This window comes from Tabrizicola sp. (genome assembly GCF_034366665.1).
GTDB lineage: Bacteria > Pseudomonadota > Alphaproteobacteria > Rhodobacterales > Rhodobacteraceae > Tabrizicola.
The window spans coordinates 1-25,479 of sequence record NZ_JAXMMF010000038.1; the positions used below are offsets into that span (position 1 = coordinate 1).

25 protein-coding genes are annotated in these 25,479 nt (G+C 65.1%); 9 read left to right on the forward strand and 16 right to left on the reverse strand.

What is annotated here, in order from left to right; translation table 11 throughout:
- Positions 1-677: cytochrome c biogenesis protein CcsA (gene ccsA / locus U1E69_RS04820; protein ID WP_322243223.1), on the reverse strand; the 677-nt coding region annotated here is incomplete at its 3' end.
- 177 nt (positions 678-854) lie between these two features.
- On the opposite strand from ccsA, the gene rocF reads away from it, so the two are divergent.
- Entirely contained in the window at positions 855-1,778 is a 924-nt protein-coding gene (gene rocF / locus U1E69_RS04825) for an arginase (protein WP_322243225.1), read from the forward strand.
- 173 nt (positions 1,779-1,951) lie between these two features.
- Here rocF and U1E69_RS04830 read toward each other — a convergent pair whose 3' ends face one another.
- Positions 1,952-2,221, reverse strand: coding sequence for an usg protein (locus U1E69_RS04830; RefSeq protein WP_322243226.1), 270 nt, complete (start codon positions 2,219-2,221; stop codon positions 1,952-1,954).
- Between the two features lie 191 nt (positions 2,222-2,412).
- Between U1E69_RS04830 and gyrA the strand changes: the two genes are divergently transcribed.
- From gyrA to gluQRS, 5 genes are all read left to right on the forward strand, one after another.
- On the forward strand, positions 2,413-5,127 hold the full coding sequence (gyrA, locus tag U1E69_RS04835) for a DNA gyrase subunit A (protein ID WP_322243228.1): 2,715 nt from the start codon (positions 2,413-2,415) through the stop codon (positions 5,125-5,127).
- Entirely contained in the window at positions 5,117-5,416 is a 300-nt protein-coding gene (locus U1E69_RS04840) for a hypothetical protein (protein WP_322243229.1), read from the forward strand. The genes gyrA and U1E69_RS04840 overlap by 11 nt, the downstream gene beginning before the upstream one ends.
- Before the next feature lie 113 nt (positions 5,417-5,529).
- Complete coding sequence (locus U1E69_RS04845) at positions 5,530-5,907, forward strand: DoxX family protein (RefSeq protein WP_322243230.1); 378 nt, start codon at positions 5,530-5,532, stop codon at positions 5,905-5,907.
- Positions 5,908-5,974: 67 nt separating this feature from the next.
- The gene (gene trmFO / locus U1E69_RS04850; protein ID WP_322243231.1) at positions 5,975-7,306 is read left to right on the forward strand and encodes a methylenetetrahydrofolate--tRNA-(uracil(54)-C(5))-methyltransferase (FADH(2)-oxidizing) TrmFO; all 1,332 of its coding nucleotides are present in this window, start codon (positions 5,975-5,977) and stop codon (positions 7,304-7,306) included.
- Positions 7,294-8,142 (forward strand): tRNA glutamyl-Q(34) synthetase GluQRS, encoded by an 849-nt coding sequence (gluQRS, locus tag U1E69_RS04855; RefSeq protein ID WP_322243233.1) that lies wholly within the window; start codon positions 7,294-7,296, stop codon positions 8,140-8,142. The genes trmFO and gluQRS overlap by 13 nt, the downstream gene beginning before the upstream one ends.
- Positions 8,143-8,170: 28 nt before the next feature.
- Here the strand turns inward: gluQRS and hisI are convergent, their stop codons facing one another.
- Positions 8,171-8,542 carry a phosphoribosyl-AMP cyclohydrolase gene (gene hisI, locus U1E69_RS04860; RefSeq protein WP_322243234.1) on the reverse strand — a complete coding sequence of 124 codons (372 nt, stop codon included), beginning with the start codon at positions 8,540-8,542 and terminating at the stop codon, positions 8,171-8,173.
- An 81-nt stretch (positions 8,543-8,623) separates the two neighbouring features.
- Between hisI and U1E69_RS04865 the strand changes: the two genes are divergently transcribed.
- The gene (locus U1E69_RS04865; RefSeq protein ID WP_322243235.1) at positions 8,624-9,067 is read left to right on the forward strand and encodes an iron-sulfur cluster assembly scaffold protein; all 444 of its coding nucleotides are present in this window, start codon (positions 8,624-8,626) and stop codon (positions 9,065-9,067) included.
- Positions 9,068-9,184: 117 nt separating this feature from the next.
- Here U1E69_RS04865 and U1E69_RS04870 read toward each other — a convergent pair whose 3' ends face one another.
- The 5 genes from U1E69_RS04870 to U1E69_RS04890 all read right to left on the reverse strand — a co-directional run bounded on the left by U1E69_RS04870 (position 9,185) and on the right by U1E69_RS04890 (position 14,743).
- Positions 9,185-9,307: a hypothetical protein gene (locus U1E69_RS04870; protein WP_322243236.1), complete on the reverse strand. Its 123-nt coding sequence runs from the start codon at positions 9,305-9,307 to the stop codon at positions 9,185-9,187.
- A 97-nt stretch (positions 9,308-9,404) separates the two neighbouring features.
- Complete coding sequence (gene recG / locus U1E69_RS04875) at positions 9,405-11,489, reverse strand: ATP-dependent DNA helicase RecG (RefSeq protein ID WP_322243237.1); 2,085 nt, start codon at positions 11,487-11,489, stop codon at positions 9,405-9,407.
- Complete coding sequence (ligA, locus tag U1E69_RS04880) at positions 11,486-13,600, reverse strand: NAD-dependent DNA ligase LigA (protein WP_416200256.1); 2,115 nt, start codon at positions 13,598-13,600, stop codon at positions 11,486-11,488. Before ligA ends, recG begins: the two co-directional genes overlap by 4 nt.
- Before the next feature lie 61 nt (positions 13,601-13,661).
- Positions 13,662-14,369 (reverse strand): response regulator transcription factor CtrA, encoded by a 708-nt coding sequence (gene ctrA / locus U1E69_RS04885; protein WP_305545835.1) that lies wholly within the window; start codon positions 14,367-14,369, stop codon positions 13,662-13,664.
- A gap of 95 nt (positions 14,370-14,464) precedes the next feature.
- On the reverse strand, positions 14,465-14,743 hold the full coding sequence (locus U1E69_RS04890; protein WP_322243238.1) for a DUF1153 domain-containing protein: 279 nt from the start codon (positions 14,741-14,743) through the stop codon (positions 14,465-14,467).
- A gap of 124 nt (positions 14,744-14,867) precedes the next feature.
- Between U1E69_RS04890 and mnmA the strand changes: the two genes are divergently transcribed.
- Positions 14,868-16,013, forward strand: a complete 1,146-nt coding sequence (gene mnmA, locus U1E69_RS04895; RefSeq protein ID WP_322243278.1) for a tRNA 2-thiouridine(34) synthase MnmA — start codon at positions 14,868-14,870, stop codon at positions 16,011-16,013.
- Positions 16,010-16,504 carry a DUF2059 domain-containing protein gene (locus U1E69_RS04900; RefSeq protein ID WP_322243240.1) on the forward strand — a complete coding sequence of 165 codons (495 nt, stop codon included), beginning with the start codon at positions 16,010-16,012 and terminating at the stop codon, positions 16,502-16,504. Before mnmA ends, U1E69_RS04900 begins: the two co-directional genes overlap by 4 nt.
- On the opposite strand, the gene lpxB is transcribed toward U1E69_RS04900, so the two are convergent.
- The 8 genes from lpxB to dxr all read right to left on the reverse strand — a co-directional run bounded on the left by lpxB (position 16,464) and on the right by dxr (position 25,476).
- Positions 16,464-17,582 (reverse strand): lipid-A-disaccharide synthase, encoded by a 1,119-nt coding sequence (gene lpxB, locus U1E69_RS04905; protein ID WP_322243279.1) that lies wholly within the window; start codon positions 17,580-17,582, stop codon positions 16,464-16,466. The genes U1E69_RS04900 and lpxB overlap by 41 nt on opposite strands.
- Positions 17,583-17,673: 91 nt before the next feature.
- The gene (locus U1E69_RS04910) at positions 17,674-18,486 is read right to left on the reverse strand and encodes an LpxI family protein (protein ID WP_322243242.1); all 813 of its coding nucleotides are present in this window, start codon (positions 18,484-18,486) and stop codon (positions 17,674-17,676) included.
- Complete coding sequence (gene lpxA, locus U1E69_RS04915; protein ID WP_322243243.1) at positions 18,483-19,289, reverse strand: acyl-ACP--UDP-N-acetylglucosamine O-acyltransferase; 807 nt, start codon at positions 19,287-19,289, stop codon at positions 18,483-18,485. The genes U1E69_RS04910 and lpxA overlap by 4 nt, the downstream gene beginning before the upstream one ends.
- Positions 19,286-19,747 (reverse strand): 3-hydroxyacyl-ACP dehydratase FabZ, encoded by a 462-nt coding sequence (fabZ, locus tag U1E69_RS04920; protein WP_322243245.1) that lies wholly within the window; start codon positions 19,745-19,747, stop codon positions 19,286-19,288. The genes lpxA and fabZ overlap by 4 nt, the downstream gene beginning before the upstream one ends.
- An 83-nt stretch (positions 19,748-19,830) precedes the next feature.
- Positions 19,831-20,445: an OmpH family outer membrane protein gene (locus U1E69_RS04925; protein WP_322243247.1), complete on the reverse strand. Its 615-nt coding sequence runs from the start codon at positions 20,443-20,445 to the stop codon at positions 19,831-19,833.
- 2 nt (positions 20,446-20,447) lie between these two features.
- Positions 20,448-22,766 carry an outer membrane protein assembly factor BamA gene (gene bamA / locus U1E69_RS04930; protein WP_322243249.1) on the reverse strand — a complete coding sequence of 773 codons (2,319 nt, stop codon included), beginning with the start codon at positions 22,764-22,766 and terminating at the stop codon, positions 20,448-20,450.
- Positions 22,767-22,951: 185 nt separating this feature from the next.
- Positions 22,952-24,280, reverse strand: coding sequence for an RIP metalloprotease RseP (rseP, locus tag U1E69_RS04935; protein ID WP_322243251.1), 1,329 nt, complete (start codon positions 24,278-24,280; stop codon positions 22,952-22,954).
- Positions 24,280-25,476: a 1-deoxy-D-xylulose-5-phosphate reductoisomerase gene (gene dxr, locus U1E69_RS04940; RefSeq protein ID WP_322243253.1), complete on the reverse strand. Its 1,197-nt coding sequence runs from the start codon at positions 25,474-25,476 to the stop codon at positions 24,280-24,282. The genes rseP and dxr overlap by 1 nt, the downstream gene beginning before the upstream one ends.
- Positions 25,477-25,479 lie beyond the last annotated feature (3 nt).

Here is a 25,479-nt window from a genome sequence, read left to right on the forward strand (position 1 = left end):
GACCCCAGCGCGATGCCGATGGTCAGGAAGACCCAGGCCGCCAGCGTCCAGGGCCGCACCCAGCGGCCCCAGGCGGCATCAACGCGACCCTCGATCAGCGCGGCCACGGCAAAGCTGAAGGCCATGCTCAGGCCGACATAACCAAGATAAAGGAACGGCGGATGAAAGGCCAATCCGGGGTCCTGCAGCAGCGGGTTCAGGTCCTGCCCGTCCAAAGGCGGCATCGCGAGCCGCCAGAACGGGTTCGAGGTCAGAAGCAGGAACAACAGGAACGCCACCCCGATCATTCCCTGCACCGCCAGCACCCGCGCCTTCAGCCGCGACGGCAGGTTGCCGCCGAACCCCGCCACCGCCGCCCCGTAGACCGCCAGGATCAGCACCCACAGCAGCAAGGACCCCTCATGGTTTCCCCAGACCCCCGAAACCTTGTACAGCATCGGCTTCAGCGTGTGCGAGTTGGACACCACCACCGCCAAGGAAAAGTCCGAGACGACGAAGGCCCAGGTCAACGCCGCGAATGACCCCGCAACCAGCCCCATCTGCAGGAGCGCCGCCGGACCCGCCAGCGCCATCAGCCGCGCGTCGCCCCGGTGCGCGCCCCACAAGGGCAGCGTGGACTGCACCAGCGCCACCATCAGCGCCAGGATCAGCGCGAAATGCCCAAGTTCGACGATCATCAGCCTCTCCCGTGGTTGTCTCCAATGATAGGCGCTGCGGCCTCCGGGGGAAAGCCCTGCGCCCTTCCGCCGCGCCAAGGCTTCACTGTACCCGCGCTTCCCCGCCGATCCTGCCGATTTGTCCGTTGCCACCGGCCATCCGGCCCCGCTACACCGGACCAAAGCAAGAGGACCCCCATGCCCAGAACCATCCTGATCGGCGCCCCCATCGACAGCGGCCAGAAGGTCCCCGGCTGCCTGATGGGCCCTGCCGCCTACCGCGTCGCCGGCATCGCCCGCGAAGTCAGCGCCGAGGGTCACGGGGTCGAGGATTGGGGCGATCTCGCGCTGCCTGACCTCAAACCCGTCACCTGCGCAAATCCTGTCGTGCACGATCTGGCCGCGACCGTCGGCTGGGCCGAGATCCTGATGGACCGCGTCGATGACGCCCTTAGCCAGGGCGGCTTTCCGATCATCATGGGGGGCGATCATTCCCTTGCCTTGGGCTCGGCCGCCGGGGCTGCGGCCTTTGCCGCCCGGCAAGACCGCCCCCTGTTCCTGTTGTGGCTTGATGCGCATTCCGACTTTCACACGCCGCTGACCACCACGTCGGGCAACCTGCATGGCACCCCTCTGGCCTACATCGCGGGGCGCGACGGCTTTGACGCCTTCCCGCCCTTCCCCGCGCCCGTGCCCGCCCACCGCATCTGCATGTTCGGCATCCGCTCGGTCGACCCCGCCGAGCAGGCCGCGATGCTGGAGCGGGACATCTTCATCAACGACATGCGGGTGATCGACGAACGCGGCCTGGTCGCCCCCTTGCGCGAGTTCCTTGACCGGGTCCGGTCCGAAGGCGGCATGCTACATGTCAGCCTGGACGTCGATTTCCTCGACCCTTCGATCGCGCCCGCCGTCGGCACCACGGTTCCGGGGGGGGCTACCTTCCGCGAGGCGCATCTGGTGATGGAGCTTTTGCATGAAAGCGGGCTTGTGACCTCGCTGGATCTGGTGGAGCTGAACCCTTTCCTCGACGACCGCGGCATGACGGCCCGTCTCATGGTCGATCTGGTGGGCTCGCTGATGGGCAAGAAGGTTTTCGACCGTCCGACCCGGTCCAAGTAGCAAACGCTTGCGATCTGGAGACCCGCGTATCGCAACATCGGGTGTCGTATATACAAATCGTAGCTACACCGTATCTACTTCATAGACAAATGCCACAAAGATCCTGTGATTGTTTCCAGGCATTTCCCACACAACTGGAAACAACGAACTAGCGCCACTGCGACTGTTTCCGTTCAGTGAATTCGAAACTCACCCACAACGTTCCGCCATTCCCCTGGCGCGATCATCTTGCGGTGGGTAAAGCGCACCGAATGCAGCGGACCCTCGATCTTTTCGTGCCAGAACTCGATGAACTGGAAAAGCTTGGGATAATCGGGGGCCAGATCATACTCTTGCCAGATGAAGCTGTTGAGAACATTACGATAATCCGGCATCCGGTAGTAAAGTTCGGCCGTGGTCAGACCATAGCCCCGCAGCATCAGTTCCGTCTCGCGTCCGACCATTGCAACCGTCCTTTCTGGTGGTCCATGACAGAATCATGACAGGCCTTCGCTAAAAATCAATGAAAACAGTATATTGGCACTCCACCCCAGCGGCTGCCAATCGCGTGCACCCCGCCATTGCACCCCATAGCTAGGATGGTGTATCCTTCCGCCTGCTAAATCTTGATCCCGCAAGGAAGGCGCGCGCCCTCATGGCCGATACCCCGGAAGACACTGATAAAAAAGAAGAAACACCGGAGCGTCCCGTTTGGCACGGCCCCCAGGTCGACATCGCCGCCGAGATGAAGACCGCCTACCTTGACTACGCGATGAGCGTGATCGTGTCGCGCGCGATCCCTGACTTGCGCGACGGGCTGAAACCCGTGCACCGCCGCATCCTGTTTGCGATGCAGGAATCGGGCAACACGCACGACAAGGCCTACCGCAAATCGGCCCGCCCGGTGGGCGACACGATGGGGAAATACCACCCCCACGGCGACAGCGCGATCTATGACGCGCTGGTGCGGATGGCGCAGCCGTTCAGCATGTCGCTGCCGCTTCTGGACGGTCAGGGCAACTTTGGGTCGATGGATGGCGATAACGCGGCGGCCATGCGCTATACCGAAGTGCGGATGGACAAGCCCGCCGCGTTCCTTCTGGCCGACATCGACAAGGAAACCGTCGATTTCCAGGACAACTACGACGGCAAGGACAAGGAACCCACCGTCCTTCCCGCCCGCTTCCCCAACATGCTGGTCAACGGCGCGGGCGGCATCGCCGTGGGCATGGCGACCAATATCCCGCCGCATAACCTTGGCGAAGTGATCGACGGGACGCTCGCCCTGATCGAGAACCCCGACATCAGCATGGAACAGCTGATGGAGATCATCCCGGCCCCCGACTTCCCCACCGGCGGCCAGATCCTTGGCCGCTCGGGCGCGCGGAAGGCCTATCTGGAAGGGCGCGGCAGCGTCATCATCCGCGCCAAGACCCATATCGAGGAACTGCGCAAGGACCGCTGGGCCATCGTCATCGACGAGATTCCCTATCAGGTCAACAAGGCCACGATGATCGAGAAGATCGCCGAACTGGTCCGCGAAAAGCGGGTCGAGGGGATCTCGAACATCGCCGACGAATCCGACCGGATCGGCGTGCGCGTGGTGATCGAGCTGAAGCGCGATGCGACGCCGGACGTGGTCTTGAACCAGCTGTTCCGCTTTTCGGCCATGCAGGTCAGCTTCGGCTGCAACATGCTGGCGTTGAACGGGGGCCGCCCCGAGCAACTGACGCTGCGCGATTTCCTAAGCTATTTCATCACCTTCCGCGAGGAAGTTGTTGCGCGCCGCACCGCTTATGAACTGCGCAAGGCCCGCGAACGGAGCCATGTCCTCTGTGGTCTGGCCGTGGCCGTGTCGAACGTCGACGAGGTGGTCGCGACGATCCGCGCCTCGGCGACCCCGGCGGACGCACGCGAACAGCTGATGACACGGCGTTGGCCCGCCCACGAAATTGCGCCCTATATCCGCCTGATCGACGATCCCTCGCACCCGATCAACGACGATGGGACCTACAACCTTTCGGAAGTGCAGGCCCGCGCGATCCTGGACCTGCAGCTGCAGCGCCTGACCCAGCTTGGCGTGAAAACCATCACCGACGAGTTGGAACAGCTGGCCGCCAAGATCAAGGACTACCTGGATATTCTTGGCTCGCGCGATCGGATCATGGCGATCATCTCCGACGAACTGCGTGAGGTGAAGTCCCTGTTTGCCGTCCCCCGCCGCACCGAGATCACCGACTGGTCCGGTGACATGGAGGACGAGGACCTGATCGAGCGCGAGGATATGGTCGTCACCATCACCTCGGGCGGCTACATCAAGCGCACCAACCTCGCCGAATTCCGCGCCCAGAACCGCGGCGGCAAGGGCCTGTCGTCGATGCAGACCAAGGACGACGATGTCGTGACGACACTTTTCGTCGCGAATACGCATACTTGGCTCTTGTTCTTCACAACCGACGGCATGGTCTACAAGCTGAAGACCTGGCGCCTGCCGCTTGCCGGGCGCACCGCCAAGGGCAAGGCTCTGGTCAACATCCTGCCGATCGACCCCGGCATCTCCATCGCCGCGCTGATGCCCGTCGATGTGCCCGAGGAAGACTGGGGCAACCTGCAGATCGTCTTTGCGACCAGCGACGGCGACGTCCGCCAGAACGACCTTAGCGACTTCACCAACGTCATGCGCAACGGCAAGATCGCGATGAAGCTCCCCGAGGGCATCACTCTGGTCAATGCCGCCATCGCCGACGATCAGGACGACATCATGCTGGTCACCGAAGCAGGCCGCGCCATCCGCTTCTCGACGACCGAAATCCGCGTCTTCAAATCCCGCGGATCGACCGGCGTCCGCGGCATCCGGCTGGCCGACGGCGACCACGTGGTCAGCATGTCGATCATCCGCCACTTCGAGGCCACCCCGGAGGAACGCGAGGCTTACCTGAAACAGCGCCGCCTGATGGCCGGGATCACCGAAGAGGAGACCGACGACGAGGAAGACCACGTTCCCGCCGGTCAGCTGTCCCCGGACCGCTATGCCGAGATGTCCGCCGCTGAAGATCTGATCCTGACGATCACCAAGGGCGGCTCGGGCAAGCTTTCCTCCTCCCACGACTACCCGGTCCGGGGTCGCGGCGGCATGGGCGTCAAGGCAATCTCGCCGGGGCCAAGGGGCGGCCGGATCATCGCCTCGTTCCCGGTCGAAAGCTCGGACCAGATCATGCTTGCCACCTCGACCGGCCAGTCGATCCGGGTGCCGGTTGACCAGGTCAGCTTCCGGTCGCGGTCGGCAGGCGGGGTCAAGGTCTTCTCGGTGGCCGCAGATGAGGAAGTCGTCTCGGTCGCCCGCGTCGCCGACCAGGGTGATGAGGCTTGAAGCCAGGCTCGCAGCCCTTGCGGCTGCGGGCGAAACCCTTCCCTACGGTGCCCTTGCGCGCGACCTTGGCCTGCGCATGGGCGAACTTACGGCAGCACTTGAGGCGTTGATGGAGGAAGACGCCGCACAGGGCCGCCCCTTCCGCGCCGCAGTCCTAAGCCAACGCCTGTCGCCCGACCACCTGCCCGCCTCCGGGTTTTTCCAGAAAGCCGCGGAACTGGGGGCCGACGTCTCTAATCCGGCGGCCTTCACCGCGGACCAGCGCCGCCGTCTTGTGCAGCGCAGCTGACTGCGCATCAGCGCACACGACCCCTGCCCCGGCACGGAATTTGCACAGTTACTCGCCCATGCAAGAACGCCCGGACCCGGCACAAGACCGGACAAAGCGTTCAAGGGATAATCATGGAACAGCTCAAGACCTACGCGCCGCTTATCACGCGCCTCTTCCTCGCCGCCATGTTCATTCCGGCGGGCCTGGGCAAGATGGGCGACGTTGCCGGCTTTGCCGGCTATCTGACCTCGGGCGGCCTGCCCGCGTTTCTTGCCTGGCCCTCGATCATCTTCGAGGTGCTGCTTGGGCTGTCGATGCTGATCGGCTTTCAGGCCCGCTGGATGGCTCTCCTTGGCGCGGGCTTCTGCGTCGTGGCCGGGCTCCTGTATCACTTCGCGCCCGCCGATCAGATGCAGATGATCATGTTCTTCAAGAACCTTGGGGTGGCCGGTGCCTTCCTGATGATCTTCGCCCACGGTCCGGGCAAGCTTTCCGTGGACAAGGTCTGACCAACGACCCGGGGGCGTCAGCAGCCCCCGGCTTTCCTTTTCCGACAATCCGGCCTAAATCCGGGCCATGACCGAACCTCTTCACATCATCGGCGGCGGCATGGCTGGCTCTGAAGCCGCCTGGGCTGCTGCAAATCTTGGCGTTCCTGTCGTGCTGCACGAGATGCGGCCCAAGGTCGCCACCTTCGCGCATCGCACCGGCGACTTCGCCGAGATGGTGTGTTCCAACTCTTTCCGCTCGGACGACCATGAGCAGAACGCCGTCGGGCTGATCCATTGGGAAATGCGCGCCGCAGGCAGTCTGGTGATGGACATGGCCCATAAGCACCGCTTGCCTGCAGGCGGAGCCTTGGCCGTGGACCGCGACCCTTTCGCCGCTGCCGTCACCGCCAAGCTGAAGGATCATCCGCTGATTTCCACATCCTATGAGGAGGTTACTGATCTTCCTTCATCCGGAAACTGGATTATTGCAACCGGCCCCCTGACCAGCCCTTCGCTGGCGCAAAGCATCCGTGCGGCCACCGGGGCCGAGGCGCTTGCCTTCTTCGACGCCATTGCTCCGATTGTATATACAGAGACCATCGACATGTCCGTCGCCTGGCTGCAAAGCCGCTACGACAAAGGCGAGACCGAGGATGAGCAAAAGGCCTACATCAACTGCCCGATGACTCGGGATCAGTACGAGGCGTTCATCGACGCCCTGCTGGCGGCCGAAAAGACCGAGTTTCACGAAGGCGAAACCGCGGGCTATTTCGACGGCTGCCTGCCCATCGAGGTGATGGCAGAGCGCGGGCGTGAGACACTGCGCCACGGCCCGATGAAGCCTGTCGGCCTGACCAACGCACACAAGCCGGATGAAAAGGCCTATGCCGTCGTGCAGCTGCGCCGCGACAACAAGCTGGGGACCCTGCATAACATCGTCGGCTTCCAGACCAAGATGAAATACGGCGCGCAAACCGCTGTTTTCAAAATGATTCCAGGGCTGGAGAACGCCAGTTTCGCCCGTCTTGGCGGCATCCACCGCAACACATTCATCAACTCTCCCACGCTTCTGGATGCGCAGATGCGGCTGAAATCTCATCCGTATATACGCTTCGCGGGCCAGATCACCGGGGTCGAAGGGTACGTCGAATCCGCCGCGATGGGTCTCTTGGCCGGAAGAATGGCCGCGCACGAGATACTCGGGCGCGATCTTTCCTCGCCGCCCCCCGAAACCGCGATGGGCGCACTTGTCACCCACATCACCGGCGGGGCCGAGGCGAAGACCTTCCAGCCCATGAACGTGAACTTCGGCCTTTTCCCGCCCATCGACGCCAAGGGGGGCCGTCGTGGCCGCAAGGACCGCTACAAGGCCTATACCGACCGGGCGAAGCAGGCGTTCACGGAATGGCTTTCGTAACCCGCTTCGCGCCCAGCCCGACCGGTCCCCTGCATCTGGGCCATGCCTATTCCGCGATCCTTGCGCATGACATGGCCCGGGCAAAGAGTGGCCAGTTCCTGCTGCGGATGGAGGATACCGACCTGGAACGGTGTCGGCCCGAGTATGACGCGCTGATCCAGGAGGACCTTGCCTGGCTTGGCCTGTCGTGGGACGGCCCGATCCACCGCCAGGCCGCGCATATCACCAGCTACAACACCCGTCTGGAAGCGCTTGAAGGGAAAGGGCTTCTCTACCCCTGCTCCTGCACCCGCTCGGACATCCGTGCCGCCTTGGCCGCCCCGCAGGAAGGGGTCGGCTTCAACGTCTATCCAGGAACCTGCCGCCAGCGCGGACTGGGAAGCCGAAGACCCGGTGATGCGCTTCGTCTGGATCTGGCCGCTGCTTTTGACTTTCTGGCTGCGACCGATCTCTGCTTCGTTGAAACAGGCCCGGCACATTCGGGTCAGCACCGCATCGACCGCGACCAGGCGGTGACCCAGATCGGCGACGTGGTCCTGTCGCGCAAGGGCGAAGATATCGTGGCCTATTTCCTCGCCTCGGCCTTCGACGACGCCGACCAGGGCGTGACCCGTGTTATCCGGGGCGAGGACCTGTTCGACTTTACGCCGGTCCAGGTGATCCTGCAGCACCTTTTCGGGCTGCCGACGCCGATCTACCATCACCACCGCCTGATCCGGGATGACCAGGGCAAGCGGCTCGCGAAACGGGACGATGCGCGGGCGATTGCGAAGTACCGGGCCGAAGGCGCAACCCCCGCTGACATCCGCCGGATGGTCGGATTGCCCAATCCCTAAGCGCAACCCGCTTGTCGCGACGCAGGTCTCAGCTTTGTCCGCCGTGCACAGGCTGCAGGATCTCCACCTCTTCCCCGTCCCGGACCGCCGTGTAGAAGCAGGACTTCCGGTTGGTGTGACAGGCCGGACCCTCCTGCTGAACCAGCACCAACAGGCAATCCCGGTCGCAGTCCACGCGCAGTTCGACCAGCCGCTGATGGTGGCCCGAGGACTCCCCCTTCACCCAGAGCGCCCCCCGCGAGCGCGACCAGTAGGTGACCTTCCCCGTCTCCAGCGTCGCCGCGACCGAGGCAGCGTTCATCCAGGCGACCATCAGCACGTCCCCCGAGGCCGCATCCTGCGCGACGCAGGGGACCAGCCCCGCGGCATCATACTTTAGTGTGGCCGGGTCGAAGGGCATGGGCTTCTCCTTGGCAGGCGGGCGTGCCGGGTCTACATACGGGGTCAGCCGGGCAATTTCCATGCACGAAGGCAAATCCACGTGAGCGACAGCGACCTCATCAAGCTTTACTCCGCCCGTATCCTGGGTCTGGCCGCCGAGATCCCGCATCTCGGCCGCCTGCCCGCGCCGCAAGGCACGGCGCGCAGACGCTCACCCCTCTGCGGGTCGACAGTCACGGTGGACGTGGTGGTCAAGGACGGCCGCGTCACCGACTTCGCCCAGGATGTGAAGGCCTGCGCCCTCGGTCAGGCCTCGGCCGCCGTGCTGGGCGGGATCGTGATCGGCCGCTCCCTGGCCGAGTTGCAGGCCGCGCGGGGCGCGCTTGTTGCGATGCTGAAAGCGGGCGGGCCGGTTCCGCCAGCCCCCTTCGACGGCTATGAGGTGCTGTTGCCCGCCCGCGACTACAAGAACCGGCACGCCTCGATCCTGCTTGCGCTGGAAGCCGTCTGCGACGCGATCGAGGCCGCACAAGCAGCCGCATGAAAAAACCGCCGCTCATCCGGTTGGATGGCGGCGGCAGTAGCGCGTCTGGAAACGGCGGACGGTGGGCCAGGCGAGGCGAACCGTCATCCTTGGGGGACAGAGCGCGGGGCAGAAACCTTAGTGCAGGCCGGGCACGGACAGCACGGCGAACAGCAGAACGAACAGCGACGCGACGCCAACGAGGTCTTCCATCGCGCCTTTGGGAGTGTGGGACAGCAGGGTCTTCACGGCGTCTTTCATCGCGTTCTCCATGACTTGTTGCTGAATTGTTCTCATATCAGCAACGCCCTGTAAAGAACTTTTTAAGAACATTCGTGATCAGACCGGAACGCACTTCTTAGCCGACGCTCATCAAACGCAGGGCGCGGTCCTGATCCATCAGCCACAGAAGGGCCCGGGCCGCCTGGCCGCGCGGGCCGGAAAGCTGGGGATCGTCCAGCATCAGCTTGCGCGCGTCCGACTGCGCCAGCGCCATCAAACTGGCCTGACGCTCCAGATCCGCGACCCGAAAGCGCGGCAGGCCGGATTGCGCCGTGCCGATCAGATCGCCCGCCCCGCGCATCGCAAGGTCTTCCTCGGCAATGCGAAAGCCGTCCTCGGTGTCGCGGATCGTCGTCAGCCGCCGACGCCCGGTCTCGTTCAAGGGCGGCTGATAGATCAAGAGGCACGTCGAGGCCGCGTCACCCCGCCCGACCCGACCCCGAAGCTGGTGCAGCTGCGCCAGCCCGAAGGTTTCCGCCTGCTCGATCACCATGATCGTCGCGTTGGGTACGTTGACCCCGACCTCGATCACTGTGGTTGCCACCAGAACCGAAGTCTCCCCCGCCACAAAGCGCGCCATCGCGGCGTCCTTTTCGGCGGGCGGCATCTGGCCATGCACAAGACCCACCCGGTCGCCCAGGCTGGCGCGAAGCGTCCGGAACCGTTCCTCGGCGCTGGCATAGTCGACGACCTCGGATTCCTCGACCAGCGGGCAGACCCAATAGGCCTGCCGGCCCTCGGCTACGGCCTTGCGCAAATGGTCCGTCACCTCGTCCAGCCGCTCGGCCGAGACCATCGCGGTGCGAATCGGCTTCCGGCCGGCCGGCTTTTCGTCAAGCACCGAGACATCCATGTCACCATGTGTCGCCAACGCCAGGCTGCGCGGAATGGGGGTTGCGGTCATCACCAGGACATCGACCGCCTCGCCCTTGGCGCCCAGTTCCATCCGCTGTGCGACGCCGAAACGATGCTGTTCGTCCACCACAGCCAGACGCAGATCCTTGAACGCGACGTCTTTCTGGAACACCGCGTGGGTCCCGACCAGGATCGGGATGCGGCCCGTCGCCAGGTCCTCCAGCTTCATCGCGCGGTCAGCGCCCCGGTCGCGGCCGGTCAGCAGTTCCAGCCGCACGCCCGCGGCACGGGCCAGCGGCGCCAGGCCTTCGAAGTGCTGACGCGCAAGAATTTCCGTCGGGGCCATCATGACGCCCTGGCCTCCGGCCTCGACCGCGTTGAGCAGCGCCTGGAAGGCGACGAGGGTCTTGCCGGCCCCCACATCACCCTGCAAAAGCCGGTTCATCCGCAGCGGCTGGGCCATGTCGGCCGCGATCTCGCGGACCGCGCGGATCTGGGCTGTCGTGGGGGCATAGGGAAGGCTTTTCAAGACCTTGTCGCGCAAAGTTCCCGTGCCTTCGGTCGCCAGGCCCTTGGCGCGGCGCAGGCGCGCGCGGGCGATCGAAAGGGTAAGCTGGTGGGCGAAAAGCTCATCATAGGCCAGCCGCTGCCGCGCCGGATTGGTGAAGGTTAACCCCGCCGCGCCTGTCGGCCCGTGCCCGGCCATCAGCGCCGAAGGCCAGTCGGGCCAGCCTTCGCGGGCCATGAGCGCGGGGTCGATCCACTCTGCCAAGGGCGGAATCCGGGTCAACGCCGCCTGAGCCGCCTTGCCGACCACCCGCTGCGTCAACCCGGCGGCCAGCGGATAGACCGGCTCGTAGGCCGGGATCTCACGCGCCTCCTCAGGGCGAAGGACATGGTCGGGGTGGACCATCTGGGCGATGCCGTCGAACAATTCGACCTTGCCCGAGACCAGCCGCCGCTGTCCGGTCGGCAGCAGTTTGGCCAAGGCCTCGGCCCTTGCATGGAAATAGACCAGCAGAAATTCGACCCGCGCATCGCGGACGTGCACCCGGTAAGGGCCGCCCTTCCGGCGCGGGGGGACGTGCTGGCCGATCTCGACTTCGACCGTCAAGGTGGCGGGAGGGACAACCTCGCGGACGGATGTGCGCAGGGCGCGGTCAACACCGGAATGTGGCAGGAAATACAAGAGATCCTTGGGGCGCGTGACACCCAGGCCCTCAAAGGCCTTTGCCGCCTTTGGGCCGACCCCGGGAAGGGTCTCCAGCCCGGCGAAAAGCGGGAATAGCGACTCGGGCCGGCTCATGCAGAGCCGATCAGCTGCAGCCAGGCGTCCTCGTCGATCATGCGAACCCCCAGGCGTTCGGCGTCCTTGGCCTTCGACCCGGCCCCTGGACCGGCGACCAGAAGGTCGGTCTTGGCGCTGACGCTGCCCGCAACTTTTGCCCCCAAAGTCTCGGCCCGCGCCTTGGCCTCGGCGCGGGTCATCTTTTCCAGCGTGCCGGTGAAGACGACCGTCAGGCCTGCCACAGGAGAGTCGACCACCCCGCGCGCCTGCACCGGTTGCACCGTCAACTGGGCGACCAGCGCGTCAATGGCCGCGCGCTCCCCCTGGTTCTGGAAGGCATCGACCAGGCTTTGGGCCATGACCTCACCGACCCCGTTGATCGCATTCAGTTCTGCCCATTCAGGCGTGCCGGGGCTGGCGCGGGTAATCGCGGCCTCGAAGGCGTCCCAGGTCGAGTAGTGGCGTGCGAAGAGGCTGGCCGCGACCTCGCCCACATGACGGATTCCCAGCGAAAAGATCAGCCGGTCCAGCGGGATCGTGCGGCGGGCTTCGATGGCGGCGAAAAGCTTGGCAGCAGAGGTGTCGCCGAAGCCGTCACGATTCTTCAGTTTCTGCAAGGGGTTGGCGGCGTCTCTTGAAGCAAGCGTGAAGATGTCTGCAGGCGCGCGAATCGGAAGGGTCGGGTCCTTGAAGAACATCTCCACCTGCTTGGCACCCAGACCTTCGATGTCGAAGGCCCCGCGCGAGACGAAGTGCTTGAGCCGTTCCACCGCCTGCGCCGGGCAGACCAGCCCCCCCGTACAGCGGCGGACCGAGTCGCCCTCCTCGCGGTGGGCGGGGCTGCCGCATTCAGGACATTCCGTCGGGAAAGCATAGGGTTGCGAGCCGTCCTTGCGGCGCGAAAGGTCGACGTCGGCCACCTTGGGAATCACATCGCCGGCGCGGTAGACCTGAACCCAGTCGCCGACGCGGATGTCCTTGCCGCCGCGGATCGGCTGGCCACGGCTGTCGCGGCCGGCGATGTAATCCTCGTTGTGCAGGGTGGCATTGCTGACCACCACCCCGCCGACCGTCACCGGCCTCAGCCGCGCCACCGGAGAGAGCGCCCCGGTGCGGCCAACCTGGATGTCGATGCCCAGAAGTTCGGTCCAGGCCAGTTCGGCCGGGAACTTGTGCGCGATGGCCCAGCGGGGGGTCGAAGAGCGGAAGCCAAGCCGGGCTTGCAGGGCAAGGTCGTTCACCTTGTAGACGACCCCGTCGATATCATAGCCCAAGGTCGCCCGCTGCGCCTCGATCCGGCGGTAATGCGCCAGCATGGCGTCGGGGCCGGAACACAGGACCGTCAGGGGGTTGGTCTGGAATCCCAAGGCCTTGAGACGCTGGATTGCCTGGAACTGGGTCTCGGCAAGGGGGGCGGAAAGCTCACCCCAGGCGTAGGCGAAGAAGCGCAGCGGACGGGCGGCGGTGATGCGGGCGTCAAGCTGGCGGAGCGATCCGGCAGCCGCGTTGCGGGGGTTGGCGAAGGTCCTGTCGCCGCCGGTGGTCTGGCGCTGGTTCAGCGCGGCAAAGTCGGCGTGGGACATGTAGACTTCGCCACGGACCTCCAGCACCTTTGGGGCGCCGGTCAGGCGCTGGGGGATGTCGGCGATGGTGCGGGCGTTCGCGGTGACGTTCTCACCAACCTCGCCGTCACCGCGGGTCGCGGCCTGGACCAGCATCCCGCCTTCATAGCGCAGCGACAAGGAGAGCCCGTCGATCTTCGGCTCGGCGGTATAGTCCAGTCCGCCGGGGTGGCCCAGAAACTTGCGGACGCGGTCGTCAAAGTCCGTGATGTCCTCGGCAGCGAAGGCGTTCTCCAGCGACAGCATCCGTACCCGGTGCGGCACCTTGCCGAACCCCTCGGCCACCGCGCCGCCCACCTGGTCGGATGGCGAATCGGCACGCTTCAGGCCTGGAAACCGCGCCTCGACCGCCGAATTCCGCCGCTTCAACGCGTCATAGTCGGCATCCGAAATCTCGGGCGCGTCCAGAGTGTGGTAGGCGGTATTCGCGGCGGCAATCGCCTGCGCCAGACGCGCGAGTTCCTCGCGCGCCTCGGCTTCTGTCAGGAGTTCGACCGCCTTCTCCACCTTGCCCGCCCCCCGGATGCTGCCGTGCAGAGGTTAGGCGGCGGGCCCGCCAAGGTAAAGATCAGGCGGTTGCGGCAAGCCGGGCCTGACCACCGACCGGATCACGCAGCACATAGCCGCGACCCCAGACGGTTTCGATATAGTTGTCGCCGCCCGTCGCCTCGGCCAGTTTCTTGCGAAGCTTGCAGATGAAGACGTCGATGATCTTCAATTCCGGTTCGTCCATTCCGCCATAAAGATGGTTCAGGAACATCTCCTTGGTCAGGGTCGTTCCTTTGCGAAGGGACAGAAGTTCCAGCATCTGGTATTCCTTGCCGGTCAGGTGCACCGCCTTGCCGTCGACATCCACAGTCTTGGCATCCAGATTGACCGCCACACGACCGGTCTTGATGACCGATTGGCTGTGTCCCTTGGACCGGCGGATGATCGCATGGATGCGTGCGACCAGTTCTTCGCGGTGGAACGGCTTGGTGAGGTAATCATCAGCACCGAAACCGAAGCCTTTCAGCTTGTTTTCCGTGTCATCCGCGCCCGACAGGATCAGGATCGGCGTTTCCACCCGCGCCTGGCGCACCTGACGCAGGACTTCATGCCCGCTCATGTCGGGCAGGTTCAGGTCCAGAAGGATCAGATCGTAATCATAAAGCTTTGCCAGATCGATCCCGTCTTCGCCCATGTCGGTGCAATAGACGTTCAGGTTGGCATGGGTCAGCATCAGTTCGATGCTGCGCGAGGTGGTGGGGTCGTCCTCAACAAGCAGAATCCGCATTCGTTAAATCTCCGCTCCGGTGGTTCATCGTTAACGACTTTGCCCGTCAATGGTTAACGTAGAGTTACTATGCCAGAGGGAGAGCTGTAATCCATTTAAAGTTGTCGGTATTTCTGGATCGCTGTGACTTTCAGGCCATCATCGCCATGCTTGGCCACAGCCGAGCGCCAAAGACCGAATTCCTCTTCCGACAAGGCATAGCGTTCCAGCGCCTCCTTCTCGGATATCAGGCCGTAGACCACGGCGCGGACCACCACGGCCTTGCGGCTGGCAACCCAGCGCCGGGTGTCCGCAGGCGGCAGATCCGCCCGGGTCAGGATGCTGCCATCCGGCAGGGTGACCTGCCGCGGCCCGTCGACGCGTTTGAGAAACATGACCGTTCCCTCGTTGGTTTGACGCAGGATGCGGGATCAGACTTAATCAATCCTGAAACTGGGGATTGAGAGTGCACAGCATTTTCATATATTCCCCATCATTCCCTGAACCCGGACAATGATCATGCCGCGCGACCTGGCCCTCAACTCGCTTGGGTTTCCCAAGCCCCCGTCCGAAACGCGGGTCGTCGTCGCCATGTCGGGCGGGGTCGACAGTTCGGTCGTGGCCGCGATGCTGGCCGAGGAAGGCTATGACGTCGTCGGCGTCACGCTGCAGCTTTACGACCACGGCGCGGCTCTGGCCAAGAAGGGGGCCTGTTGCGCGGGCCGCGACATCCACGACGCGCGCCGCGTGGCCGAGACGATGGGCTTTCCGCATTACGTGCTGGACTACGAGAACACCTTCCGCGAGGCGGTGATCGAAGACTTCGCCGATGCCTATTTGGCGGGTGCGACACCGGTCCCCTGCATCCGCTGCAACGAAAGGGTCAAGTTCAAGGACCTGCTGGCCACCGCCAAGGACCTGGAGGCCGATTGCATGGCCACCGGGCACTACATCCAGCGCATGGTCGGGGACCACGGGGCCGAGTTGCATCAGGCCGCCGATGCGGCGCGCGATCAGAGCTATTTCCTGTTCTCGACGACTCCCGAGCAGCTGGATTACCTGCGCTTTCCGCTGGGGCATCTGGCCTCGAAGGCGGAAACCAGGGCGCTGGCGGCGAAGTACGGGCTTCCGGTGGCCGACAAGCCCGACAGCCAGGACATCTGCTTTGTCCCGAACGGCGACTATGCGGCGGTGATCGAAAAGCTGCGCCCGGGTGCCGCCGATCCAGGCGAGATCGTGGACATGGATGGCACTGTCCTGGGTCAGCACCGGGGCGTGATCCATTACACCATCGGCCAGCGCAAGGGGCTGGGCATCGGAGGCCTGGAAACGCCGCTTTACGTCGTGAAGCTGGACCCTTTGACCCGCCGTGTGATCGTCGGGCCGAAAGAAGCGCTTTCGACCCGGATCATCCCGGTGCGCGAGATCAACTGGCTGGGAGACGCACCGTTTGACAGCCGTCCCGAGTGGCACCTGAAGGTCAAGGTCCGCTCGACCCGCCCCCCGCGTGAGGCGATCCTGCGCCCGACCGGCCCGACCACCGCCGAGGTCGAGCTTCTGTCGCCCGAAGACGGGGTCAGTGCGGGTCAGGCCTGCGTCTTCTATGCCCCCGAAGGCAGCCGCATCTTCGGCGGCGGCTGGATCTGGAAAGGACCTGCGTCGTGAAGCCCTTCGTTCTGGCAATCATGCTGGCCCTGCCCCTGCCGGCAATGGCCGAAACCCGCGAGGACCGCGTGGCCGCCGCCGCCGAGTATATCGAACTGGCGCTGGATGGCTTCGACATGACCGCGATCATCGAGACGATGTATCAGCCGATCCTGCAACAGGTCGCGGCGGGGGGCCAAAGCCTGACAGACGCGCAGGTGGCGCAGATCCGGCAGCTTTACCTTGATACCTTCACCGAGCCGATGACGACGCTGATGCGCGATCAGGCCGGGATCATGGCCGACATGATGACCCTGGCCGAGATAACCGCCCTGCGCGACTTCTACGCCACCCCCGAAGGCAAGTCGGTGATGGCAAAGCTGCCGCAGCTGACGGCGGCGCAGCAGCCGGGGATGATCGCGCTGATCAACGACACCATGGAAAGCCTGATGCCGCAGGTCCTGGGCATCATCAACGGCGAAGCGCCGCCAGCACCGACCGCGCAGCCCTGAGGCCGGGGGGCTCTCCGCCCTTGCCAAGCCGGTCCATCGTCAGCGCCATTGCGGCCTTCTGGCGCGAGGCGTCCGAGAGAAGCGTCTCCAGCGCCGGGGCGATCTTGTCGGCGCGGCAGTCCGGCCCGATGAACTCGGGCACCACTCGGGTGTCGCTGACAAGGTTGACCAGGGTCACCGTGTCGATCAGCGCCGCGCGCCGCATGAGCCACAGCGTCAAGGGGTGCATATCATAGGCGATGACCATCGGGCAGTCGTTGGCGGCCAGTTCCAGCGAGACCGTGCCCGAGGCGGCAAGCGCCAGATCCGCCGCCGCGAAGGCCCCGCGCTTGGCCGAAGGGTCTTCGATGATCTGCGGTCGGACCGCCCAGCCCTCCGTCAAGTCGCGGACCAGACCCGCCACGCCCTGTACCGTGGGAAGGACCACGCGCAGGTCCGGGTGCCGTGTCTTGAGGCGCGCGACGACGTCCTTGAAAACGGGGGCAAGTCGCGCAACCTCGCCCTGGCGCGACCCCGGCAACGCCAGAAGCAGCGGACCAGGTCCGGCAAAGGCCGCCCGCTCGGCGTCCGAGGCCAGGGGTTCGGCCACCACCGGATGGCCGACGAAATCACAGGTCATCCCGGCGGCGGTCATGTAGGGCGGCTCGAACGGGAGCAGCGCCAGGACGTGGTCCACCACCTTTGCCATCTTGGCCGCCCGACCTGGCCGCCAGGCCCAGACCGAGGGGGCGACGTAGTGGATGGTGCGGAAATCGGGCCGCGCGGCCTTGACCAGCGCCGCCACCCGCAGCCCAAAATCAGGCGAGTCGATGGTCACCAGGGCGTCGGCGCCCGAGGCAAGCGCTGCCGCCGCCGCCTCGCGGATGCGGCGTTTCAGGTGGAAATACTTTGGCAGGACTTCGGCAATGCCCATCACCGACAGCTCGTCCATCGGGAAGAGGCTGGCCATCCCTTCGGCCTGCATCAGGGGACCGGCGACCCCGGCAAAGCTGACATCGGTCAGCGACTTCAGCCCCGCCATAAGCGCCGCCCCCAGCCGGTCGCCCGAGGGTTCGCCCGCAATGAGGAACAGCTTCAACGGACCGCTCATCGGTGGACTGCGTCCCCTCTTCGCTGCGTCAGCTCCCCAAGCGAAGAGCGCCGCGAAGCAAGCGATGAGCTGCCGCGGATCATCCCCGCGCCCAAAGGAACAGGCCCAGTTCCCCGGCCAAGCCCTGCATCTCGTCCAGATCCAGGCAGATCACCGAGCCCGCCTGGAACGCAAGGCCCCCAAGCCCCGCCGCCGCGACGCCGCGCAAGGTGTCGGGGCCGATGGTCGGCAGGTCGATCCGGCGATCCTGGCCGGGCTTGGCCGCCTTGTAGAACACCCCCCGCCCCCGCGCCGGATCGGGACGCAAGCCAACGATACCCGCAACCTGAGCCAGCAGCGCGTCGGTGCCCGGCAAAGCCTCGACGCCGAGGCAAAGCCCCTGGACCACAACGGCCCCCTGCCCCACATCCTCGGCCCCCAGTGCCGCGACGATCCGGGCGGCCCGCGCCGCGTCGGCCTCATCCCGGGGGGTTACGGTCCCGGCCAGGACCCCTGCCCCGGGCAGAAGCGCCGGAGCAAGGTCCTCGACCCCGATGACGGAAAAGCCGAACTCTTCGAAAAGCTCGATCACCACCCGCAGCGTGGCATCGTCCCCGGCCGCCATCGCCTGCATCAGACGTGGCAGCAGGCCCGCTGTGGCTTCGTCCAGGAGCGCCGGGTCCAGCCTTGGCCGTGTCACGCCACCGGCAAAGATCACCTGACGGATTCCATCCCGTTCCAGAGCGCGGAGAAAGGGAACCAGCCGTTCGACCCGGAAGCGCAGGTCGACCGTCAGCCCGTCCGGCGTGAACCCGTCCAGGGCTGCCACCAGCGGCACATCCGTCATCGCGTCCGCAAGCGCCCTGGGCAAGCGGCCCTGCCCGGCAATGATCGCCGTGCGCATGGCCGTCACCGCCCACCCTTCGGGGTCAGGAAACTGCGGTCGGATTTCGACAGGATGAAATCCGCAATCTCGCGGACCAGGGGGTTGTCGCTTTCCTCGGCCAGCTTGCGCGCGCGGTCCAGGAAACTCCCGTCCTCTTGCGCAAGCGTCTGATAGGCGGCCCGAAGCGCGGTGATCCCGGCGCGGTCGACACCGCGGCGTTTGAGACCGACCAGGTTCAGCCCGTCAAGTTCGCCACGGGGCGCCTGCACAAGGCCGTAGGGAATGACGTCGTTCGCCACCATCGTCACCGCCCCGATGATCGCGCCCTGACCGATCCGCACCCACTGATGGACACCAGAGAGCCCCCCGACGATCACGTCGTCGCCCAGCACGCAGTGGCCCGCAATGGCAACGTGATTGACCAGGATCACCCGGTTGCCGATCTGCGCGTCATGGCCGACATGGGCGCCCGTCATGATCAGGCAGTCGTCGCCCACCCGCGTCACCCCGCCGCCGCCTTCGGTCCCGGTGTTCAGCGTTGCGGCTTCGCGGATGCGGCAGCGGCGGCCTACCACCAGCCGCGTCCGTTCCCCGTGATACTTCAGGTCCTGCGGTACCTCGCCCACGGTGGCAAAGGGAAAGATCACGCTGTCCTCGCCAATCTCGGTCCAGCCGGTAACGACGGCATGGGATTTCAGCACCACATTCGCGCCAAGCACGACTTCCGGTCCGACATGGCAGAACGGGCCGATCTGGCAGCCGGCACCGACAACGGCGCCATCCTCGACCACGGCCGAGGGGTGAATACGGGCGTCGGGATGGATGCTCATGCCTTCGGCACGTCGAACATCGCCATGAAGGAGGCCTCGCACGCCAGCTCTCCCTCGACATAGGCGCGGCCTTCGAACTTCCAGACCCGGCCACCGCCGCGCACCGCCTTGACGTGCAGCTCCATCACGTCGCCCGGCACGACCTTGCGGCGGAACTTGACCCCGTCGACGCCCATGAAGAAGACCTTGGCCTGCTTGTCCACCAGGTCCATCGACAGGCCGACCAGCACGCCACTGGTCTGCGCCATCGCCTCAATGATCATCACGCCGGGGAAGATCGGCATCCCGGGGAAATGCCCCTGGAACTGCGGCTCGTTCAGAGTGACGCACTTGATGCCGACGCAAGACTCGTTGACGACGATGTCGCGCACCTTGTCGATCAGCAGAAAGGGATAGCGGTGCGGGATGATCCGCTGGATCAGGTCCAGATCGGCGGTGGTCACTGCGCTTGCATCCATGTCGTCGTTCCTTCGCGTCCCTCTGGCCCAAGGCCTTGGGGTCTGACTACCAATTCGGGCCGCTGCAGACAAGTTGCCGGGTGTCAGGGTGTCGCAGGGGGCGCTTCCGCCGGGTCGGTCGGTGCAACCACAGGCGCATCCGCTGGAAGGTCAGTCGTCGGGTCGGCCAAAGCGGCGTTCAGCTTGGCGATGGCCGCGTCCGTGATGTCGATGGACGACAGCGCGACGATCACCAACCCCTTGTCCAGGATTGCCGTCGCCTGTCGTTCGCCCAGAAGCTCGCCCAGGACGGGTCCGGCCAGCTGCAGGAACTCCTTGCGCTCGGCATCGCGCTTGGCGACCAGCGCCTGCGCCTTGGCATCCTGCTCGGCCCGGATGCGTTCGACCTTGTCGTCAAAGGCTGTGGCTCTGGCAGTGAACTCTTCCGGCGACAACGAGGCGCGCTGGTCGGTCAGAGCCTGCTCTTCCGCGACAAGCTCGGCCTCGATCCGCTTGTTTTCTTTTTCCAGAGCGGCCGTATCGGCGCGCTCGCGGTCGACTGCAGCGCGCCCGAAATCGGATTCAAGGAAGAACCGGTCCTGATCCAGCGTCAGAAGCGGGGCCGGAGCCTCTTGCGCCTGACTGGCGGCGGCAAGGAACACCAGCGCTGCAGCAAACCGCAAAGGTCCGCGGCGCACCGCTTTGCGCCAGCCAGCCATCGTCAGAACCGGGTCGAAACCGTCAGGTCGAAGGACTGTTCCTTGTCGAAGTCTTCCTTCTTCACCGCACGGCTGAAGTTGAAGCGCAACGGACCGATCGGCGTGTTCCAGAACACCGACAGACCGACCGCCGCGCGCGGCGTGAAGCTGTCGTCCACCGCGCCGCCACCATCGTTGTCCAGGCTCCAGACCGAGCCGACGTCGAAGAAGGCACCGCCCGAGATGCCATATTCTTCCGGCAGGCCCAGCGGGAAATCGGCTTCGAACCGGGCCACGGCGAAAAGATTTCCGCCAAGGGCATCGCCAGCATCGCGCGGCCCGATCCCGTTCGGTTCGAACCCGCGGATCTTGCCGTTGCCGAAGAAGCGGTCGGTCACGCGGGACGTGTTGTCGCCCAGCGAGCTGATCGCCCCACCCTCGAAGATCGCCCGCAGGGTCACTTCCTCGTTCATCACGCGGGTTTCGGCCAGAGCCAGGGCCGTGGTCTTGATGTATTCGGTATCGCCGCCAAGGCCCGCAAAGTCCTGCCCGAACCGCAGCAACACGCCGCCCTTGGGGTTCAGGCCGGTGACGCGGTTGTCGTATTCGTAGGTGTAGCCCAGCGAAACGGTGCTGAGCGCGCCAAGCGACTCTTCCGCGGCGATGATCGTCGAAGTGCCGGTATAGTTGCTGAGCCGGTCCTCGGCCACGCCGATCCGCAGGTCCAGTCTGGACTGTTCGCCCAGCGGGAAGCCGATGCCGGTGCTGAAGCCGATGTTGCGGGTGTCGTAAAGCGAGAAGTCCGATTCCGACGTCCGGTAGAACCCGCCGATGGTAAAGCTGAGGTCACGGCCCAGGAGAGCCGGCTCGGTGAAGCTGAAGCTGGAATTCTGGTTCGACGACGCGGTCGAGATCGCCACCGACAGTCGCTGACCCCGGCCCAGGAAGTTGGTCTCCGAGAAGCCAACATTGACCCCGGTGCCTGTGGCGACCGAGTAGCTGAGGCCAAAGCTGAGCGAGCCTGTGGGCTGTTCTTCCACGTCGACGTTGACCACGACCTGATCAGGGGCGGACCCCTGGTCGGCGTTGACCTGCGCGTCGGCAAAGAAGCCAAGCGCCCGGATGCGTTCGGCCGCCTGACGGATCTCGCGCGGGTTGAAGGGGTCGCCTTCAACGGTGCGGAACTGACGCCGGATCACCTGATCCAGGGTCGTGGTGTTGCCCTCGATATCGATGCGTTCCACAAAGATCCGCTCGCCACGGACGATGGCGAATTCGACATCCACGACCTGACCCGCGGGGTTGCGGGTGATCCGCGGCTCGACCCGGACGAAGTTCAGGCCCTTTTTCAGGGCAAGGGTTTCCATCCGGGTGATGTTGTTGTCGATCAGAAGCGGGCTGTAGGTCTGGCCCGCCCGGATCTTCTGCACCGCCTGAAACTCGGCCGCGTCCAGCCCTTCCACTTCGGAAACCGTGGTCACGGCGCCGATGTCATAGGCCACACCCTCGCGCACGGTGAAGGTGACGAAGGTGGCGTCACGTTCGCGGGAAAGTTCGGCGCTGGCGTCCAGCACCTGAAAGTCGATGAAGCCGCGCGACAGGTAAAAGTCGGTCAGGACCTTCTTGTCCAGTTCCAGCCGCTCGGCGACATAGGTGTCGCGCTGGATCAGGTTGCGCAGGAAACCGGCCTGCTTGGTCTCCAGCACCTGGCGCAGGCGGCGGTCGGTGAAGGCCTTGTTGCCGGTGAACGAGATCCGTTCGTTCTCGACAACCCGGCCTTCGGTGATCTCGAACACCAGATCGACGCGGTTGTCGCTGCGGCGGATGATCTTCGGCGTGACCGATGCAGCCAGACGCCCCGAAACGCGGTAGGCCTCGGCGATGGCGGCGGCGTCGGCCTCGGCCTGGCTTGGTGAATAGATCCGGCGCGGCTGCGACTGGATCAGTTCGACCAGACGTTCATCCTTGAGCCGCTTGTTGCCTTCGATGCTGATGACGTTGACGATCGGGTATTCCACGACCCGGATCACCAGCGTCGAGCCCTGCGGCACCAGTTCAACGGTTTCGAAGAGGCCCGAGTTCAGGATGCGCTGGTAGGCGTCGTTCAGGCCCCCGGCGGACACCTCGTCCCCGCGGCTGATTCCGGCGTAGTTCAGGATGGTTGCGGCATCGACCCGTTCGTTGCCCTCGATCGTCACGTTCGAAAACGAAAAGACCTGCGCAAAGGCCGGGGTGAGGAAGGGAGCCGAAGCCGTTGCCGCACCGAGGAAAATCGCCGTTGCAAGCAGACGCGCCCTTGACGTGGCCCGGAACGACCGCCCTGTGGCCGTGCTTTGGGTCATCCGCATTTTGCATCCTCGCCGAAATTTTCTGTTTCCGGATAGCTACCGACAAAGCCAAGCTTTGTCAAAAGCCTGCGGTCATTGTGGATAACTTTGCAAGATGTTGTGGCTTCAGGCAATCACGGGACGGGTAAGGTTTACCTTTCCCCGTGCCCGTCGACCTGTTCAGGCCCCTTTCCGACCGGTCAGACGCAAAGAAGATCGCGGCTCAGACCGAAAAGCATGATGGTCAGCACCAGGCCAAGCCCGACGGTGGTCAGAATCCGCAGCGCGCGGTCCGAGGGCGACTTGCCGGTCACCGCCTCATAGGCGTGGAAGACCAGGTGGCCCCCGTCCAGCACGGGAATCGGAAAGAGGTTCAAAAGGCCGACGCCGAAGGACAGGATCGCCAGCATCCCGATGAAGCTTTCCAGCCCGTTGCGCGCCGCATCGCCCGCCGTTTCGGCCATGCCGATGGCCCCCGACAGGTTGCAGCTGGAAATCGCGCCCTGGATCATGTGCGACAGGCCCGAGAAGGTGGTCGTCGTCATCAGCCACATGCTGCTGACCGCACCCGTTGCCGCCTCCCACGGGCCGACGCTGCGCACGGCGGGTTCGAAGAACATGCCCGAGTAGAGGCCCAGGAGGTAACGTTCGGTAAAGCCGCCACTGCCGTCATCGACGGTGCGGATGCGCGGGGCAAGCGCGACGTCGAAGCTTTGGCCGTCACGCCAGACGGTCAGTGTCACGGGCTCGCCTTTGCTGGCAGCGACGATTTCGGGAAGCTGGTCGAAATAGCGCACATCCTGGCCGCCCGCCTTCAGGATGATGTCGCCTTCCTGGATACCTGCGTCCATCGCGGCCGAGCGGATCTGCACTTCGCCCACCACGGCGGCCAGTGGATGCGGCCCGTTGACGGTCAGCTCCTGATCTCCGCGCCGCACGGTATAGGACAAAGTGGCCTGGCCCTTCAGCCCCTCGGTGACCGAACGGAACGTTTCCCAGTCCGCCGTTGCCTGCCCCTCGACCGCCAGAATCACGTCATCGGGTTGCAGCGTCGGCCCCTCGAACGGAAAGGCGCGCAGGCTGCCCACCGCAGGCTCGTCCCGCGGGGCACCCAGGGCCAGCGCCAGACCGACCAGCAGGAAGAAGGTCAGGATGAAGTTGAAGACGGGCCCCGCAGCCACTGTCGCCGACCGCGCCCACAGCGGCGCCCCGGCCATCGTGTGCCGCCGTTCCGCCGCGCTCATGCCCGAGACGTCGCCTGCCCGGACCGAGCTGGCATCGGCGTCGCCCAGAAACTTCACGTAGCCGCCAAAGGGGATCGCCGCGAACTGCCAACGGGTGCCGCGCTTGTCGGTGCGGCTGAACAGGACCGGGCCGAAACCGACCGAAAAGACCTCGGAATGGATGCCCGACCAGCGACCGACGATATAATGGCCGTATTCGTGGACGAAGACGATCACCGACAGCGCGATCACGAAGAACACCACCGTCCAGGCCGTGCCGCCAAGCGCCGCCACAATCGCTTCCATCACCGCTCTCCTGCCTGTCTGCGGGCGATTGCGTCCGCCCGTTCGTTTGCCCGTATCCGTGCCAGATGGTCCACGGCCTGCACATCCTCAAGGGTCATGGCGTCATTTTCGTGGCCAAGATCGGGATCAAGCTGCGACAGTGTGTCTTCGACAAGGCCCGCCATGTCCATGAAGCCGATGCCTCCGGCCAGGAAATGGTCCAGCGCCACCTCTTTGGCCGCGTTGAAGGCCGCGCCCGCCAACCCGCGCCGCGCCATCACCTCACGCGCCAGCCGCAGTGCGGGATAGCGCGCAAGGTCGGGGGCCCGGAAGGTCAGAGTGGCGACCTGCGCCAGATCCAGCCGCGCCACCGGCAGGTGCGACCGGTCCGGCCAGTTCAGCGCATAGCCGATGGAATGGCGCATGTCGGGCGCACCCATATGCGCCATGATCGCCCCGTCACGGTAGCCGACCATCGAGTGGATCAGGGATTCGGGGTGGATGATGACTTCGATCTGCTCGGGCGAGACCGCGAAATATTCACGCGTTTCAATGACTTCCAGCGCCTTGTTGAACATCGACGCCGAATCGATGGTGATCCGCTGCCCCATCGCCCAGTTCGGATGCGCCAAAGCTTCCTTGACCGTTGCGCGTGCCAGCTGGTCCAGCGGCCAGTCGCGCAAGGCGCCGCCGCTGGCCGTCAGGATGATCCTTTCGACCGCGGCGATATCCTCGCCCACCAGCGCCTGGAAGATCGCCGAATGTTCGCTGTCCACCGGCAGGATGCGGGCCTGATGCCGCGCGGCTTCGGCCATGAGAAGCGGCCCCGCCGTCACCAGGCTTTCCTTGTTTGCCAGCGCCAGCGTCGCCCCGTGCCGCAGCGCCCGGAAGCCCGGCTCCAGCCCCGCCGCGCCGACGATCGCGCTCATCACCCAGTCGGCGGGACGCTCGGCCGCCTCGACGATGGCCGAGGTTCCGGCCGCCGCCTCGACGCCCGATCCGGCCAGCCGGTCGCGCAGCTCGGCCAGGCCCGAGGCTTCGGCGCAGACTGCCACTTCGGCCCGCAACTCGCGCGCCATTTCGGCCAGGCGAGCGATGTTCCGGCCCCCGGTCAGGGCGATGACGCGATAGGTCTCGGCCCCGCCCGCCCGCACCAGAAGATCGACGGTCTGCTCGCCAATGGACCCGGTCGCCCCGAAGATCGACAGGCTGCGCAAAAC